Below are 16613 nucleotides of genomic sequence, written 5' to 3' on the forward strand. Positions count from 1 at the left end.
AAGGGTAGTCAAGATGGCTGGGGGCGGAGGTAAAGTTGGGTATATGCGGATGTTTCTGATGTAAATATGATAGTGTCTGAAGGAAAGGTTGATTCACTCAAATACTCTATGAGGGTGTTATGACATCCATAAATGAAGTTATCAAACATGCACTTAATGTTATACCTGGCGTAAAATTCTACAATGACATGATAACATTTATCAGACACCCTGAAATATATGATGGCATAGAAGAGTATACTCCACTCAAAAATGCACTTGGTAATCTATTAAAATCAACACTCGCTATCAGTGTAGTAATCACGTTGATAAAATGGAGCATGTTAAACAATTCGCTAATCGCAAACTTAGAATTAATTATTAATCCGTTGGTTTTATATATATCGTTATTCTCACGCGCAATAGTAATTTCATTAATCTTTTGGTCTTCTGTTTCAATATTATCATTTGCAACAAGCAGAAAAATATCGATTCTATATTTCCTGCAAACACTCCAAGTTTGGTCCGTTTTAAATCCATTAGGTATCATACTGTTTTGGGTGGCATTAAATAGAGTCATGGAAAATGGAAAGAGCGAAGAAGCTGTAAATAATTTTGATTTTTTATTTGGTATTGGAGTATCGACCTGTAGCTTTATACTTATTTACAAATTATTATTAAGGCCTGTTTACATACACCTTAAATATGTTTTAAAAATAAAGAGCCCGCTCATCACCACATTAACAGGAATATCCATTGCCTTTACTTCAAATATATACCTACCAAATTTTTTCTCAAAAGCAATGATTAATGAAAAAAGCATGTGCAGCCTCCTTTATCAAAAGCAGAAAGAAAAACTCTTAAACCATAGTATTACTGAAGATAAATTTATGTTTGACTGTTTAAGGAGCAGTAACAGTCAATAATGAAAATTATTACCACTTTGACATTAGGATAGTCACCTATAAAATCCCCCGGTGGCGCTGCGCTTACCGGGGCTACAATCCGTGCAACGATAAGCCTTTGTAGGCCGGGCAAACGCAGTGCCGCCCGGCAAAACACCGAGGCTGCAAAACTCAAACCCCATCACACTTCCCTCATGTCATTCCCAACACAAACCACCGGGCGTTATTCCTAACCCCTTGAATATCCGTACACCCACACCCTATCCATTCACTAAAAGCTATCAATAACATCCTTTATCCAATTGGATTCCCAATCACTCCCTCCACAAAATGCAGATATACACCACAAGCATTCAGGAGTTCCCATGTCTCATTCCATCATCAATGACACCCCATACGAAGCCGTTGAAATCCTGCGTAAAGCCAAACCCGGCTTTAAACCGCGCATCGCGTTTATCCTCGGCTCCGGCCTCGGCGTGCTGGCGGATAAGCTCGACAACAAAACCGTCATCTCTTACGAAAAACTGCCGGGTTTCCCGGTCAGCACCGTGATTGGGCATGCGGGCGAAGTGGTGATGGGCTCCCTGCACGGCGTGGACCTCATCTGCATGAAGGGGCGCGGGCATTTCTACGAGGGCGTCGGGATGGGCATCATGACCCACGCGGTGCGCACCTTTAAGCTGCTCGGCTGCGAATTTATGTTCTGCACCAACGCCGCCGGTTCGCTCAACCCGAACATCCCGGCGGGCAGCCTGGTGGCGCTGAATGATCACATCAACACCATGCCGTCCACGCCGCTGGTCGGACCGAACGACGACCGTTTTGGCCCGCGCTTCTTTAGCCTTGCCAATGCCTACGACAAAGAGCTGCGCGAAAAACTGCACCACACCGCGGGCGATCTGAACATCACTCTGCACGAAGGCGTATTCGTCTCCTACCCTGGCCCGAACTTCGAAACGGCGGCGGAAATCCGCATGATGCAGAACATGGGCGGCGACGTGGTCGGCATGTCGGTGGTGCCGGAAGTGATCGTCGCGCGCCACTGCGGCCTGAAAGTGCTGGCGGTCTCGGCTATCACCAACATGGCGGAAGGCCTGAGCGACGTGGAGCTCTCCCACGAACAAACCCTGAAATGCGCGGCGATGGTCACCGACGATTTTATTCGCCTGATTAGCCAGTTCGTGAAGAACTGCCGCTAACTTCCCGTCCAGCGGCGGGCACGCGCCCGCCAGGAGAAATGCAGATGTCAGAAAACTACTCTCGCGGCAGTCTGAATGCGATTTCCTATCTGAGCTATTACTTCGTCGGCGCGCTGGTCTCGACGCTGGGGATTGTCCTCGGCCCGCTGTGCGCCGCGTTCAATAAGGATCCGAGCTTTATCGGCCAGGTGTTTACCCTGATGAACATCGGCATGTTCGTGCCGATCATGCTCGGTGGGATCCTGATGAAAAAATGGGGTCTGCAAAAGCCGCTGGTGATCGCCGCCGCGCTGACGATCCTCATCAGCGCCCTGCTGTTCGCCACCCCGACGCTGACCATGTTCAGCGTAGCGGTCGCCATCATCGGCGCCTGCGGCGGGATTTTTATGACCATCGGCAGCTACCTGGTGGTGCGTATTAATCCGGACGAAAAGAGCCGCTCATCGAGCCTGATTTTCACCGATTTCTTCTTCAGCCTGGCGGGCGCGACGCTCTCCTTCCTGCTGGCGTGGCTATTCAAAATGGGCGCGAGCTGGATTGCCATGTACGGCATCATGGGCGGGCTGGGCGTGCTGATGCTGATCCTCACATTGCGCAGCCGTTACCCATCCACCGTGGCGGCAGAGCCTGAACATCAGGAAGCTTCCAGCAACGAGCCATGGGGCCGTTCCGTATGGCTGCTGTGCGGCGCGCTGTTCCTGTTCCTGCTGGCAGAGCCGATCTTCACCATGTGGACGCCGGGCTATCTGCAGTGGCGTTTCCAGATGCTGCCAGAACAGGCGGCGCTGTACACCACCGTCTACTGGGTGGCGAAGGCGACCGGGCTGTTCCTCAACCAGTTCACCGTCAAATGGATGAAACTGCGCACCTTCCTGCTGATCTGCACCGCCGTTGGTCTGGTCGCCATCGCACTTATCAGCAACAGCGCCAACACCACGCTGATCCTGATTGCCTGCGGCGCGTTCGGCTTCTTTAACTCCGGTCTGTTCTCCGGCCTGATGAGCTACGGGTCATTGCAGGTGAGCCGCAGTTCACCGACGCTGATCTCCGCCCTGCTCACCTGCGGCACCGTCGGCACGCTGCTGTTCGCGACGGTCTCCTCGCTGGTCAATAGCCGCTACGGCCTGCACGGGGCGGTGAATGCCTCGACCTGCGCCTACGCGCTGCTGATGGTGACATTGCTGGCGGCCATCGCCTGCAGCCGAGCCGAACGCCTGCATCATGGCGAGGCGGTCGCGGTTTGACAGGCTCCAGGGAGGGTTGCATGATATCGCCACCCTCCTTTTTCTCGGTGCCCGGCATGCTCGATTCACAGGCCAACAGCCGCATTCGCTTCCGGATGCTGCGCTATTTCCAGACCCTCGCCGATGAGCTGCATTTTGGCCGCGCCGCCGCAAAACTGAATATCTCCCAGCCGCCGCTGAGCATGCAGATCAAAGAGCTGGAAGAGCTGCTAGGCGTGGAGTTGTTTGAGCGCACCAGCCGCAAAGTGGTGCTGACGCACGCCGGAAAAGTGCTGAAAGCGGAAGTGGATCGGCTGCTCAGCGCCACCGAACAGTCCCTGAACTACGTGCGTCAGATTGGCCGCAGCGAGAAACAGCACATCAACATTGGCATTATCGGCAGCGCGATGTGGGGCCCGCTGCTGACGCGCATGAAAGCCTTTCGCGAGGCCAATCCGGACGTTAACTGGACGCTGCACGAGCTCGGCCAGCAGGAGCAAACCGAGGCCCTGCGCGCCCGCACCATTGATATCGCCATCAACCGCAACGTCATTCCGCACGTCGAAGCCAAAATTCGCTGCCAGCTGATTGCCCGTGAAGCGGTGTGCGTCGCGGTACATGAGAGCGATCCCCTGTGCCGTCACGCCACGGTCTCCCTGAAAGATCTGGCCGACCGCGCCTTTATCTCCCTCTCCTTTACCCACAGCGATTTCGCCCGTCAGGTGTACGACAACTGTCTTTCCCTGGGCGTGTCACCCCTGGTGACGCACCAGGTATTTGAGCCGCAAACCGCGCTGGCGCTGGTCAGCACCGGAAATGGCGTGTCGCTGTTGCCCGAATCCTGCGCGCTGATCCACTGGCCGGGCGTGGTGTTCCTGAAACTTGCCGAAACCATCCCCGCCGATCTTTACGCTCTGTGGTACGACGAACCGCTCCCGGATCTGTTCACCCGTTTTCTGCACGCTCTGCGCGACTGATCGCTCTTTTTTGCACTCCTCCCGCGTTCCGCTCTATCCTTAACCCTATGGAAAAATTAGCTGAACTCAAACGCGCCAAGCTGTTGGCGCTGTCGCTGCTGTTGATTGCCGCAGCGATATTCGTGACCACACTGTTCCTGCCGCAGACTTTCTGGGTGCGCGGCGTGAAGGCTATTGCCGAGGCGGCGATGGTCGGCGCGCTGGCGGACTGGTTTGCCGTTGTCGCCCTGTTCCGTCGGGTGCCGATCCCGTTTATCTCGCGCCATACGGCGATTATCCCGCGCAACAAAGACCGGATCGCCGATAATCTCGGCCTGTTCGTGCAGGATAAGTTTCTTGATACCCAGTCGTTAGTGGCGCTGATCCGCCGCTACGAACCGGCGCAGATGATCGGCACCTGGTTCAGCCAGCCGGATAACGCCCAGCGCGTCGGGCAGCATCTGATTCAGGTGATGGGCGGGTTCCTGGAACTGACGGACGACGGGCGCATTCAGCGCTTACTGAAACGCGCGGTGCATAAGGCCATCGATAAAGTCGATTTCACCGAGACCAGCGCCGCGATGCTGGAGAGCATGACCAAAAACAATCGCCATCAGGTGCTGCTCGACGCGGTGATTCGTCGTCTGATCGACCTGATTCAGCGCGACACCACGCGGGAGTTTATCGCCACGCAGATCGTTCACTGGCTCAAGACCGAACATCCGCGTAAGGCGATGGTGCTGCCGACCGAATGGCTGGGCGATCAAAGCGCCGAGCTGGTGTCCGATGCGGTGAATGCGATCCTCGACGATATCAGCCACGACCGCACGCACCAGATCCGCCAGGCGTTCGATCGTGCCACGCTGAAGCTGATCGACAACCTGAAAACCGATCCGGAGATGGCGGCGAAAGCCGAAAACATCAAAGATTATCTGAAGAATGACGAGGCGTTTAACCGCTATCTCGGCGAGATGTGGGCCGACCTGCGCGCGTGGCTGAAAGCGGATATGCAGAGCGACGACTCGCGGGTGAAGCAGCGCATCGCCAGGGCGGGCCAGTGGTTCGGTGAAACCCTGGTGGCCGACGCCAGCCTGCGCGCTTCGCTGAACGAGCATCTGGAGCAGGCGGCGCACCGCGTGGCACCGGATTTCGCCGCGTTCCTGACGCGCCATATTAGCGATACGGTGAAGGGCTGGGATGCGAAAGATATGTCGCGCCAGATCGAGCTTAATATCGGCAAAGATCTGCAGTTTATCCGCGTCAACGGCACGCTGGTCGGCGGGACGATTGGGTTGATTTTGTTTTTGCTGTCGCAGATACCTGTGCTGCTGCCGTAGTCGCTTTTTGCCGGGTGGCGGCTGCGCCTTACCCGGCCTACGGGTTTGGTGCGGTCTTTTTGCCGGGTGGCGGCTTCGCCTTACCTGGCCTACGGGTTTGGTGCGGTCTTTTGCCGGGTGGCGGCTGCGCCTTACCCGGCCTACGGGATTGGTGCGGTCTTTTGCCGGGTGGCGGCTGCGCCTTACCCGGCCTACGGGGTTGGTGCGGTCTTTTTGCCGGGTGGCGGCTTCGCCTTACCCGGCCTACGGGTTGGTGCGGTCTTTTTGCCGGGTGGCGGCTGCGCCTTACCCGGCCTACGATATTTTTTCGGCTGACGGTTTTCGTAGGCCCGTGCAAGCGCAGCGCCGCCGGGCGATTACGCCTGCCAGCTCCCCTGTTCCACTTCAAGCAATAACAACATCGTCAGCGCCTGGGCGTAAGGCACCGGGGCCATCGCGATATCGCAGTAATACTGAATGTCCCAGCCCAGCATGGTGCCGCGCGAGGCTTCAAGCACAATGCCGCCCTCGTCAATCCGCGCCATCACAGCATCAAACGCCCGCAAAGCGTGAACGCTGACGGAATCATCCAGAATCCCCATTCGCACGCCGCGCAGCATGCCGTAGGCGATCCCCGCCGTGGCGGAAGATTCCTGCGGCGAGAGCGGATCGTCAAGCACCGTATGCCACATTCCGTTATCCGCCTGCAGGTCACACAGCGAACGCACCTGACGCGCCACCACCTGCGACAAATACCGGCGCATGCCTGTGTCGAGATGTTCTCCCATGAGCTCAATAAATTCCGGAATGGCCACAGTGATCCACGCGTTGCCCCGCGCCCAAAACGCCCCGGCAAAATGGTGCTTATCGACAAACGTCCAGCCGTGATACCACAGCCCGCTGACCGGATCGCTGAGATAGCGCGTGTGCAGCAGAAACTGATACCCCGCCTCGTCGATCAGATCGCGGCGCTTGAGCACGATCCCCGCCACGCCGAGGAACAGACAAGTCATAAACAGCGTGTCGTCCCAGAGCTGCCCGGTGTTGGGCTGCTCTTTCACCACGTGCTGAAACCCGCCCTCTTCGGTTTTCGGCAGATCGCGCAGCAGGGCGTCGGCCCAGTCATTCACCGTCGCCAGCAGATCCTCACGCTGATGCTCCCCCGCCACCAGCGCCAGCACGATCATCGGTGCGGTGGTGTTGATCTGCATCTCCGGCAGCCCTTTAGCGATCTGCTGTTCGTACCACGCGAGGATCGACCGTTGCAGCGCCGCATCCTGCTGATGCGCGGCATAGCGCCAGAAGCCGTACAGCCCGACGCCGATCTCCCATTCCCACTCTTCGAAGCGGATCGCAAAACCCTCCTCAACGCCCACTTCATCGAGATTTTTTAAGCGGCAGAAGCCGCGCACCACGCGATCCAGCGTGCCCATCAGGGGTTCTTTGTTCATGCCTGAGCTCCTTTAATGCGCATTGCTGCCAGCGCGTGTTGTTGATGGCCGTACCGTGAAGAGGCGATAAACCGCGCGTCGGGGAAGAGTTGTCCCGCAAGAGACTGAGCGGCATGAAAGGCGCTGGAATGATTCGAAAAATCCATCACATCGCAGCCGCGTTCGTCTGGCCCGTAGCGATACCCCAGAATGGTCGATTTGACTCTGCGCCACAGGGGTTCCGGGAAATACGTATTGCGATGGTTTTGCCAGAGCCGCAGCAGCGCGAGCAGGCAATAGACCGACCCCTCTTCGCGCGCGCTCACCCGTTTAAGCACATACAAGAGCAGCGCATCCGCCTCTGGGCCATACTCCTTCTGCGCCATTAACGTCAGCAGACGCTCGGGATCGGGCTCGGGGAGCGCGGGGATGCTTTGCTGCTGAGGCCCTTCGCAGGCAACCATCCCCAGCGGTAGTTCGTCGATGTACACCATTTTCAGGCCGCATAAGGTGTCGCGCTCGAACAGCTCGTCGAGATGGATCAGGACGCGGTTTTCCCCCTGACGCAGGGCGAGCCGGACGTCCTGAAACTGCATCGCGTTGCGGGTAAACGGCGTAAAGCAGGCCATCAGTCTCTCGGAACACCAAACTCGCACGCCGCCGCAGGTGCCCAGTCGAAACGCATATTCACCCTCGCGCGGCGCAATCAGATCCACCGTCAGCCAGCGCTGAATGTGAAACGGCAACGCGCGATGACCGGAAAAATCCAACCAGCCATGTTCATCGGCGACCGCGACCTCATCGCAGGGCAGCGCCAGCGCCGGATCGATCGCGCGCCCGGCGTGGCTGCGGCGAAACACCTGACGGCAAAAGGATTCGCGGCTCGCGGGATCGGCCCCTTCACCGGTGTAAAACTCCGCAAAACGCTCCGCTTTGGCCGCTGAAACCTGAAAACGCCCCAGCGCCTCGCCCTGCGTGAATGGTCGTGACATATCGCCCTCATTGCTTCTGTGTTCGTGGCGGCTATTTTCAGGGGATGTGGGGGTTTCAACGAGAAGCGGATCGGGCGGATTTATGGGATATGCCTGACCCCTCACAAAGCGGGCCAGAGGGAGAAGAGCGGCGTGATGAGGATCACGCCTTAGGCGAAAGTGAGAAACTGAAGGTGATGGCGATCACAGGAATACGCCCTGGAACCGCCAAAATATGTGAACTGCGTCACCCCTTCAGCGCTTTCAGCTCGTCCCCCAGACTGTCCGCCAGCGCCCGCACGCGTGAGGCGTCAAACAGGACGTGCAATCCCGGCGAGGCATCGGCGTGTTTGGTGCAATAGTCTTCCATCTCGGACGCGCTGCGATAAAGCTCCTGAATGTTGATCTGGCAGATCTCGCGCATGCTCCAGCTGTTTTCCACCTCTCGGGCAAAGCGCAGGGTGAAGAAGGCTTTTTGCGCGTGCAGGAACAGATGACAGTAGAGCGCAAAACCTTGCCACTCCTCCAGCCAGCGGTTTTTCAGCGCATACGGGAACGCAGCGGTTTCAGCAAAACGCAGCGCCTGTTCACGTAAGCTCAGGGAGGCGTCACGGGCGTCATCTTTCTCTTTGGCGATGCGGGACAGGCAGGCGGCGGAGGTCTCCACGTCGCTGGCGTTAAAGGAGATATCGCGCTCCGAGCCCGGCAGCCAGTGGTTGCGGTTGAGCTGCCCGTACAGGCTCCATACCGCCTGGCCGTAGCTTTCCGGCACCTGGCTGTGGCGATGAAACACGTGGTCGCGGACGTAAATCGCGCTGTAAAGCACCTGCCCGGCCTGCTCCAGCAGAGCGGTGAATTCTTCGAACACTGGCGGTTCGGGCCGCCAGCCGTAGCTTTCGTCGAGCCAGTAGGTCAGGAGCTGATCGCGCGACAGATGCGCCCCATCGTTCGCCAGCATCCGGCTGCACGCCACCAGGTTGCACTCGCTCAGGGTGCCCATGACCCAGTGGTTATCAACCCCTTCCCAGCTGGTTTTGCACACCGCGCCGCGGATCGCCGGATTGCTGCGACACCACAGCAGGCGGCCCTGCAGCTCGTCGATACGCGGGAACGGGAAAATGCCCCAGCCCACCTCTTCGCCCACCAGATCGATATCCGCCCACACTTCGCGCTCGCGCACCGCCAGCAGCGCCGGATTGTTGGGGAATGACGGCCAGAAACGCTCGGGCGTCATCTTGATAGAAACGCTGACGCTCTCGGGCAACGGGCGGATCGCCTCCAGCACGTTGCCGAGATCGTGATTGCCCGCCGGAAACACGCGCAGCACCAGATGTTTGTTCTCTTTCTGCATCGCGCGGGAAAGGGTGTTAAAGCAGCGGCTGTAGAGGGCAAAACTGCGCTCATCGCGCTCAGGGATCCGGGCGTTGTCGTCCGCCTGCAGCTCCCAGTTCGGGCGCGAGATGGGCAGCAGACCGTCGGTATTGGAAATTGCGATAAGCAGGCCGCTCAGCGCCGGAATGCGCTGGCAAATCAGCGACACTTTCTCGCTCAGATACGCACACCAGAAATCGACGTCAAAGCGCACGCCGTGGCCCGGCTCGAACAGATGCGGGTGCGCCAGCAGCAGATCCGTCGGGAAGTTGAACTCTTTGGCCTGGAGATAAAAACGCAGCCCTTTTTGCTGACACAATTTTCCAAGGCGATTGAGATAGACGCAGCGGGCGCGCTGCTGGCTGGAGAGGCGATCGTTGTACTGAAGGGGGGTGTAACCCTTTGGCGAAACCAGCATGTCGAACAGATCCACCTGCCCGACAATCACCGTATTAAAATCATGCGCGACGGCGTATTCCACCAGCTCGCAGGCCTTCTCCCAGTTCCAGTACGCCTGATTATTGAGCTCCAGTGCCCTCGTCTCCCACATCTCTCTGCTCCTTTTGTCGCCCCATTGACCGGCCGACAGTGATAGCACAGAACGCAGAAAAAGGGTGTGTCAGGGCTCGCGAATGACGTAGCGCGTGGGCTCAAAAAGGTTCAGGAACAGATGCACCAGGAACACCAGGGTCAGGGTGGAGACCAGCGCCACCGTCACAGAGACGATGCGATACAGATCGCTGAACACCAGGTCGCCGTCGGGATGCATATTCTGGCCAAACATGATGCCGATGGTGGTGATACTGGCAAAACCCACGCCCGCGCCGACCTTCTCCATCACGTGCAACCGCGCGCCAAACGCCAGCCCGAGGCCAATCAGCGGCATCATCAGCAGCATGTGGCTGCTGTGATCGTAGAGCACCAGCTGCATCACCAGAATGTACAGACAGCCGAGGATCACCCCGACCACGCGCCACAGGGAGCTCATCACCGCGCCGCGATAGTGCATCGGGAAGAGGATCAGCACGCCCGCCATTAGCGCCGAGAGGGAATCGCTGAGATCGCTTATCTGGAAGACGACAAAAATCATTGTCGCCACGGTGCCGGAAAGTAAGGACTCGTGGCGCACGCGGGCGGCGTTTTTCTCAATCAGCGGCGGCGGCTTGCGCGGTTCGACGTCCGGAAGCAGGTAGTTCATCAGCGCGCTTAAACAGACCGCCATAATGCTGGCCTCGACGTTCGAAAACAGCAGCGTGTGCCAGTTGGTCGTCGGGTAGCTCATAAAATTGAGCATCACGCTCTGGCACACCACGCCCATCGAGCCAAACAGGAACAGCGGCCCCTGGCTCATAAAGCGAAAACGCATCACGTAGAGGGCGAACACTACCAGCGTCATGATCAGCGGCCATTGCGAGAGATAGCCGATGATAATCACCATTTCGATGCAGTTCAGCGACGCGCTGAACACGAACTGCTTCGCCACGTGGCGGTTAAACACCGGCACCAGCGACAGGAGCATGATCGGATAGACAACGTAAAACACGCCGTAGCTGGTGTTGTAAAACGTCGAAATGCTCAGGGCAATCATCCCGGCAAAGACGATGCGCAGGGTCTGGCGAAAGTCGTTGGCCGTGTAGACGATGTTGCCGTGCGGGGTGAAGACCCGCGCAAGCGTATTAATAGACATAATGCAGCAAACTGACGAGGTGGATTTGCAGCCCGGAGAAGAAGCGCGCGAATGGCCCTTCGCTGTTATACAGCTGCACTGTGGCGCGTGCGCCGGTCGGTAAATGTTTCGGCAGATCTTCGTCCAGCGCGATGTGAATGCGCATGCGCTGCGCGTCGCGCACCCAGCGGTTTGACGTTTCAGGCGCAGAGAGCTCGCCGTTAACCGCTTCCTGTCCGGCCAAAATACCCGCATCGCTGCTGGTCACATGGGCGCGGAAAACGCGGCCCGGGAAGGCGTCAAACACCACCGCGGCGTCGGTGCCCTGATGGGTATGGCGCAGGCTTTTCTCACGAAAATCGGCGACGATATCGGTCTGGTTATTCACCAGCGCCAGCGCGGCAGAGCCCGACGAGGCGTAAAAACCGGGGCTGAGCTGGACGTTACTCACGGTGCCGTCGGCCAGGGCGTAGACCTTCGTCCAGCTCAGGTTCAGCTCCGCCTCTTCCAGCGCATTGCGGTATTTTTTCAGCGTCACGTTGCGATGTTCATCCTGCTCCCCGCGTTGGATACGCAGGTTATGGATGCTGGCGTTCAGATTCGCCACCGACTGTTCACTGCTCTGCCAGGTGGTGCGGACTTTATCCAGATCCGCCTGCGAGACATTCTGCAGGGTGCTCAGGTGCTGGTAGCGATCAAAGGTCACTTTATCGTTGCGGGCGGTGAGCTGCGCCGTTTTCAGACTGGCCTGCGCGGCGACGATCTGGGCGTCCAGCTGCTGATTAGAGAGCCGGGCCTGTTCCAGCGCGATCTGGGCGGCGTCGACTTTATTGCGAAACGGCGTCGGGTCGAGTTCAAACAGCACATCGCCCTTTTTCACCTGGCTGTTGTTGTGGACGTACACCGCCGCGACATTGCCGGAGACGCGCGCCGACACCGGCGTCACCACGCGCATCACGGTGGAGTCCGGCGTCAGCGGGATCCAGATATCCGCGACGATAAAATAGACAAACATCAGCAGGAAAGAGGCAATACTCACCCTTACCCAGCGGGCAAACTTTTGTTCAGGAGTCATTATTATTGGGTCTTGTTGTCTTCTTCGCGGATTGACCGCAAATTGCAGGCGATTTGATTTAATGTTGCGCTGAAAATCTCCAGATGTTCCGGCGCGATATTGTGCGACACGCGTTCCTGAAAATTCTCAATCACGCGGGTGAGCGTGTCCAGGATTGCGTTGCCTTCAGGGGTGAGAGTGAGCAGCCGGATGCGCTTGTCGTAAGGTGACACGGCGCGCAGCAGATAGCCCTGTTTTTCCAGCTGAGTCAGGGTGCGCATCAGCGGCGGCAGTTCGATACCCTGCACTTCCGCCAGTTCGCTGACCGAGACGTTATCCCCCAGTGATTTGAGCTGCATCATCACCGTCCAGCTCGACTGCGTCAGGCCAGTGTCAAGAATGGCGTCATCAATCACCGCGCGCCACTGACGCACGATCATCGCCATCCGCATCCCCATCGGCCTGCGGCAAAACAGATCTTCTTCGCTCACGGGAACTCCTCTCATCACACGCAAGCAAGATAATAGTTATCAGGGTAAGTATCAAGAAACGAGCGGGGAAAGAGCAGGAATTGCGAATTGGTTTACGGTGCCCGCTATTATTCTCTCCCGCAGGGAGAGGGGGAAAAATCGCCATTGTAGGCCCGGTAAGAACCACCGGGCCTACAAAAGCTACTTATTGTGTGCGAAGAGTTTTGGGATTTCGCGCAGACACCAGGATTTGGCCTCACCCATGCTGTCGCGACGCCACGCCATGATGATATCCACCTCGTTGGTGTATTCCGGGCTGACTACGCGCAGCCGCCCTTCGGCGATATCTTTTTCCACAAACGGATAAGGCATTGTCGCCACGCCCAGGCCCGCTAACAGCGCCTGACGCTTGTCTTCGAGGGAGGTCACCGTCAGTCGCGGCTGTTTATCCAGCAGCTGTACGGTGAGCACCGGGCGCTCACGGGCAGTATCCGCCACCGCCACGCCGCGATATTTCACGCGAGTCACTTCGGATAACGGCTCCGGCTCCTGATGGATCGGGTGATCCGGCGCGGCGACGTAGACGTTCATGACGCTGTACAGTTTGCGCGAGTTGATTTCGGACGAGGAGCGGAAGTGCATGTCAGGGGCGATCACGATGTCCGCCCTGCCCGTCTCAAGGCGTTCCCACGCGCCCGCCAGCACTTCAGTGATGACGGAGAGCTGGGTGTTCGCTTTCGCGGCCAGACGATCCACCAGCGGGAACAGCGCCGATGTCGGCACCAGCGCTTCGGTGACCAGCGTCAGATGAGTTTCCCAGCCGCGCGCCAGGGCTTCGGCGTCGGTGGTCAGCTTATCGGCCGCCTCCAGCAGAACGCGGCCGCGCTCCAGCAGCATGCGCCCGACATTAGTGAATTTTGTTCGGTGACCAGAACGGTCGAAAAGCACCACATCCAGCTCTTCTTCCAGTTTCTGCATGGTGTAGCTCAGGGCAGACGGAACGCGCCCCAGCTCGTCAGCCGCAGCGGCAAAGCTGCCACGCCGGTCTATCGCGTCCATGACGCGCAGCGCCTCAAGCGTCAATGCTCTCTCTTTTGCCATCTGGTTCTCATTCAGGAAATTTGAACATACCGGGCAGAATATCTGGCTAACAATGAAGCGTCCATACCTTTACCATTGTTTTAGTGTAAAGAGAGGTCAGTTTTATGATTACGACAAGAACAGCAAAACAGTGCGGACAAGCCGATTTCGGTTGGCTGCAGGCCCGCTACACCTTTTCCTTTGGACACTACTTTGACCCAAAACTGCTCGGTTACGCCTCACTGCGCGTGCTGAACCAGGAAGTGCTCGCACCGGGTGCCTCCTTCCAGCCCCGCACGTATCCGAAAGTGGATATCCTGAATCTGATACTGGAAGGTGAAGCAGAATATCGCGATAGCGAGGGCAATCATGTCCAGGCGAAGGCGGGCGAAGCGCTGCTGATTTCAACGCAGCCCGGCATTAGCTATAGCGAACATAACCTCAGCAAAGATAAGACGCTGACCCGCATGCAGCTGTGGCTGGATGCCTGCCCGGAGCGGGAAAATCCGCTGGTGCAGAAGATCAATCTGAGCGGCGATAAGCAGCAGCTGATTGCAACGCCGGATGGCAGCAACGGCAGCCTGCAGTTGCGCCAGCAGGTGTGGCTGCACCATATCGAGCTGAAAAAAGGTGAACAGGCGAGCTTCCAGCTCCACGGGCCGCGAGCCTACCTGCAATCTATCCACGGCACGGTGCATGCTCTGACGCACGCGGAAGAGAAAGAAGCGCTCACCTGCGGCGACGGCGCGTTTATCCGCGATGAAGCGAACATTACGCTGGTCGCCGATACCCCGCTGCGCGCGCTGCTGATTGATTTGCCGGTGTGATTTTTATCCGGGCCAACTACTGTCGGCCCGGATTATTGCTTAAATATAAAAAATTTTATTTATCTTGATTACTTAACTCAGTCATTATCTTTGCGAATCTTAATTGCTTCATCGATCCAGTCTTCAATATTCTCTGCAATATAATTATACACATTTGTGCTAACAGAATATGGCGGATCATATGCCTTCGCAATAGTTGATAATTTTTTTCCTGTGGAACCATGAGTAATAAAGTCCAGTGGATTCTTACCTTTAGATGATTGCTCTTCCGAAGCATTTTTCAAATTATGAATATAGATAACTAAAATACCTAACCCATTGTTCCATGATTCAATTATTTCATGATTGATCCACTTCCTATTAGCTGTGTTTTCCCCTGCGAGAATGACTGTACAGGTTCTTCCAGACATTTGATTAGAGATCCACTCTTTAATCGCCTTATCTCCTCCCCCGACAACTTCTTCCCAATCATTATCTTTCGCCGGTTTATTTCCTTCGATCGCACCAATGTTTCTGACTTGTGAAACACGCCAGTTATCAGGTTGATAATGAAAACTAAAAAAACACTTTCTAGCCATGTAAGTCACCTTTTTCAATGCAATATTTTATAATTCGCAATGTATTTGATAAAATTTCATCAGGGGATGATTTTTCATCCCCTAACTTAATAAATAAATCATAAAAGATATCATCTTTCACATTTTCCTCTTTGAAAATTGAAACCTCCTTTTCCCAAATATCTCTAGCTACGTATCCAGTAGCCCCTACAGGAATAACGATGTTATTTTTTGATTTTGATATTTCGTACTCTTCCCACATACCCTTGGACGGTAATAAGCTTTGATCACTTATTTTATTTCCAAACAAAAAAACAGAAAATCCTGCATGTGCAATCATATCGTCGCGATATTGCGTCCACAGTGCAGAAAAATTTTGTGTTTTAGACGGCTGTGGAAATGGTCTTAAAAGAAGTTGCTCCTGAATTTGTCGCCCCTGTTTCATATATACTTCTTCTAATGCTCCACATATAACAGAACTTCCAACTCCGAGCCCAAAACCAGATACAATTTTGCAGCCATTTTTTATTAAACCAGCGCTCAATTGGGCAATGAATTTATGTGACTGCTCTTCTCCCCAGGGGCCAAATTCATGCGCTGCACCAGATACAAATAGTGTTTTCTTTTTATAATTTGATTCAATGAGAAGCAGTAACTCTTCGATTTCACTAAACTCATCAACCAATATCGTTTTGATATTAAACCGGCTTAAATCTGAAATGAAAAGTTCTTGCTTTCTACAGTTATATTTAAAATCCGCCGCAGGTTCATCTTTCTTTTGTTTTATGGAGCGAATAAAACAATAATGTCTTCGCTGATTATCTTCGTATGCTACACGCACTCGACTAAGAATATAATCAAGATTCGGATCTGTAAAACTAAATCCAATAAATATAAATGTTTTAGAAATCAAATCACCTTTCAAAGCCGAAAGATATTGGTTCATTTTAATATGATATCTTTCATAATCATCTTTTGTTAATACAGCGTCATTTGGGTGTGCTTTATCGCCATGCATTTTATAAACAATAGCATTACGTCTGAATATAGTAACTGCTAATTGTTCTTTGGTGTATTTGACATCAGGTACTTTCCCTGACTTTACTAAAGTATTCTCAATCAATGAATCATAATTTGTCGTCCAATATATACTAATTGGTAATCTTGCCAACACTCTATGCGATTCAGTTTCCACAGCATCCCTGGCAAACTCCTCTATGAGTCGTTGGTTCAATTGACTTCTATTATTACCATTTGAATTACAATGGAACTGTGCCAAAGTCACAAGATCATGTTCTTTATCAACATCTAGCCCCAGTTTTTCAGCTATCGGTCTTAATAATTCAGGCCAACTTACAAAACCTCCGCCAGCAGATAGACCGGCCCCTGCGAATATTGCTAAATTTTCTTCTTGAAGTTCTTTTACCACATGTTTAATAAATGCTTCTCTATCTCTATTCACAAAAAACCTCTGAACTATCAATTTATATTTTGATAAATATCTGGAGATTAATCTCGAAAGCAAGATAGCGTACTTGCACTTCTCATTACTGTAAAGCTGATAAGTTAATGGGGAGATGTATTTTTTTAGGAAAAAGTGCTATTCACA

At 54.7% G+C, this 16613-nt stretch carries 15 protein-coding genes; 6 read left to right on the plus strand and 9 right to left on the minus strand.

What is annotated here, in order from left to right; translation table 11 throughout:
* The first annotated feature begins 119 nt into the window (after positions 1 to 119).
* From U9O48_RS19575 to U9O48_RS19595, 5 genes are all read left to right on the plus strand, one after another.
* Positions 120 to 905 (plus strand): hypothetical protein, encoded by a 786-nt coding sequence (locus U9O48_RS19575; RefSeq protein WP_285145781.1) that lies wholly within the window; start codon positions 120 to 122, stop codon positions 903 to 905.
* A gap of 344 nt (positions 906 to 1249) precedes the next feature.
* Positions 1250 to 2083, plus strand: a complete 834-nt coding sequence (gene xapA, locus U9O48_RS19580) for a xanthosine phosphorylase (RefSeq protein WP_324723047.1) — start codon at positions 1250 to 1252, stop codon at positions 2081 to 2083.
* A gap of 44 nt (positions 2084 to 2127) precedes the next feature.
* Complete coding sequence (gene tsgA / locus U9O48_RS19585) at positions 2128 to 3327, plus strand: MFS transporter TsgA (protein ID WP_324723048.1); 1200 nt, start codon at positions 2128 to 2130, stop codon at positions 3325 to 3327.
* 20 nt (positions 3328 to 3347) lie between these two features.
* A complete protein-coding gene (locus tag U9O48_RS19590; protein WP_324723049.1) occupies positions 3348 to 4283 on the plus strand; it encodes a LysR family transcriptional regulator in 936 nt (311 codons plus the stop codon).
* A gap of 47 nt (positions 4284 to 4330) precedes the next feature.
* Entirely contained in the window at positions 4331 to 5599 is a 1269-nt protein-coding gene (locus U9O48_RS19595) for a DUF445 domain-containing protein (protein ID WP_324723050.1), read from the plus strand.
* 356 nt (positions 5600 to 5955) lie between these two features.
* Here U9O48_RS19595 and U9O48_RS19600 read toward each other — a convergent pair whose 3' ends face one another.
* From U9O48_RS19600 to U9O48_RS19630, 7 genes are all read right to left on the minus strand, one after another.
* Complete coding sequence (locus U9O48_RS19600) at positions 5956 to 7029, minus strand: glycoside hydrolase family 88/105 protein (protein ID WP_324723052.1); 1074 nt, start codon at positions 7027 to 7029, stop codon at positions 5956 to 5958.
* Positions 7026 to 8000, minus strand: coding sequence for a hypothetical protein (locus U9O48_RS19605; protein ID WP_324723053.1), 975 nt, complete (start codon positions 7998 to 8000; stop codon positions 7026 to 7028). The genes U9O48_RS19600 and U9O48_RS19605 overlap by 4 nt, the downstream gene beginning before the upstream one ends.
* 226 nt (positions 8001 to 8226) lie before the next feature.
* Positions 8227 to 9900 (minus strand): hypothetical protein, encoded by a 1674-nt coding sequence (locus U9O48_RS19610; protein ID WP_324723055.1) that lies wholly within the window; start codon positions 9898 to 9900, stop codon positions 8227 to 8229.
* Positions 9901 to 9969: 69 nt separating this feature from the next.
* Positions 9970 to 11037: a DUF2955 domain-containing protein gene (locus tag U9O48_RS19615; RefSeq protein ID WP_285145788.1), complete on the minus strand. Its 1068-nt coding sequence runs from the start codon at positions 11035 to 11037 to the stop codon at positions 9970 to 9972.
* Positions 11027 to 12094: an HlyD family secretion protein gene (locus tag U9O48_RS19620; RefSeq protein WP_324724418.1), complete on the minus strand. Its 1068-nt coding sequence runs from the start codon at positions 12092 to 12094 to the stop codon at positions 11027 to 11029. The genes U9O48_RS19615 and U9O48_RS19620 overlap by 11 nt, the downstream gene beginning before the upstream one ends.
* On the minus strand, positions 12094 to 12561 hold the full coding sequence (locus U9O48_RS19625; RefSeq protein ID WP_282493425.1) for a MarR family winged helix-turn-helix transcriptional regulator: 468 nt from the start codon (positions 12559 to 12561) through the stop codon (positions 12094 to 12096). The genes U9O48_RS19620 and U9O48_RS19625 overlap by 1 nt, the downstream gene beginning before the upstream one ends.
* Before the next feature lie 180 nt (positions 12562 to 12741).
* Positions 12742 to 13641 (minus strand): LysR family transcriptional regulator, encoded by a 900-nt coding sequence (locus tag U9O48_RS19630; protein WP_282491757.1) that lies wholly within the window; start codon positions 13639 to 13641, stop codon positions 12742 to 12744.
* Between the two features lie 104 nt (positions 13642 to 13745).
* On the opposite strand from U9O48_RS19630, the gene U9O48_RS19635 reads away from it, so the two are divergent.
* On the plus strand, positions 13746 to 14447 hold the full coding sequence (locus U9O48_RS19635; RefSeq protein WP_285145789.1) for a pirin family protein: 702 nt from the start codon (positions 13746 to 13748) through the stop codon (positions 14445 to 14447).
* 77 nt (positions 14448 to 14524) lie between these two features.
* On the opposite strand, the gene U9O48_RS19640 is transcribed toward U9O48_RS19635, so the two are convergent.
* Positions 14525 to 15025, minus strand: a complete 501-nt coding sequence (locus U9O48_RS19640; protein ID WP_285145790.1) for a TIR domain-containing protein — start codon at positions 15023 to 15025, stop codon at positions 14525 to 14527.
* The gene (locus tag U9O48_RS19645) at positions 15018 to 16466 is read right to left on the minus strand and encodes an SIR2 family protein (protein ID WP_324723056.1); all 1449 of its coding nucleotides are present in this window, start codon (positions 16464 to 16466) and stop codon (positions 15018 to 15020) included. Before U9O48_RS19645 ends, U9O48_RS19640 begins: the two co-directional genes overlap by 8 nt.
* Positions 16467 to 16613 lie beyond the last annotated feature (147 nt).

The organism is Lelliottia sp. JS-SCA-14 (assembly GCF_035593345.1).
Taxonomy (GTDB): Bacteria; Pseudomonadota; Gammaproteobacteria; order Enterobacterales; family Enterobacteriaceae; genus Enterobacter; species Enterobacter wanjuensis.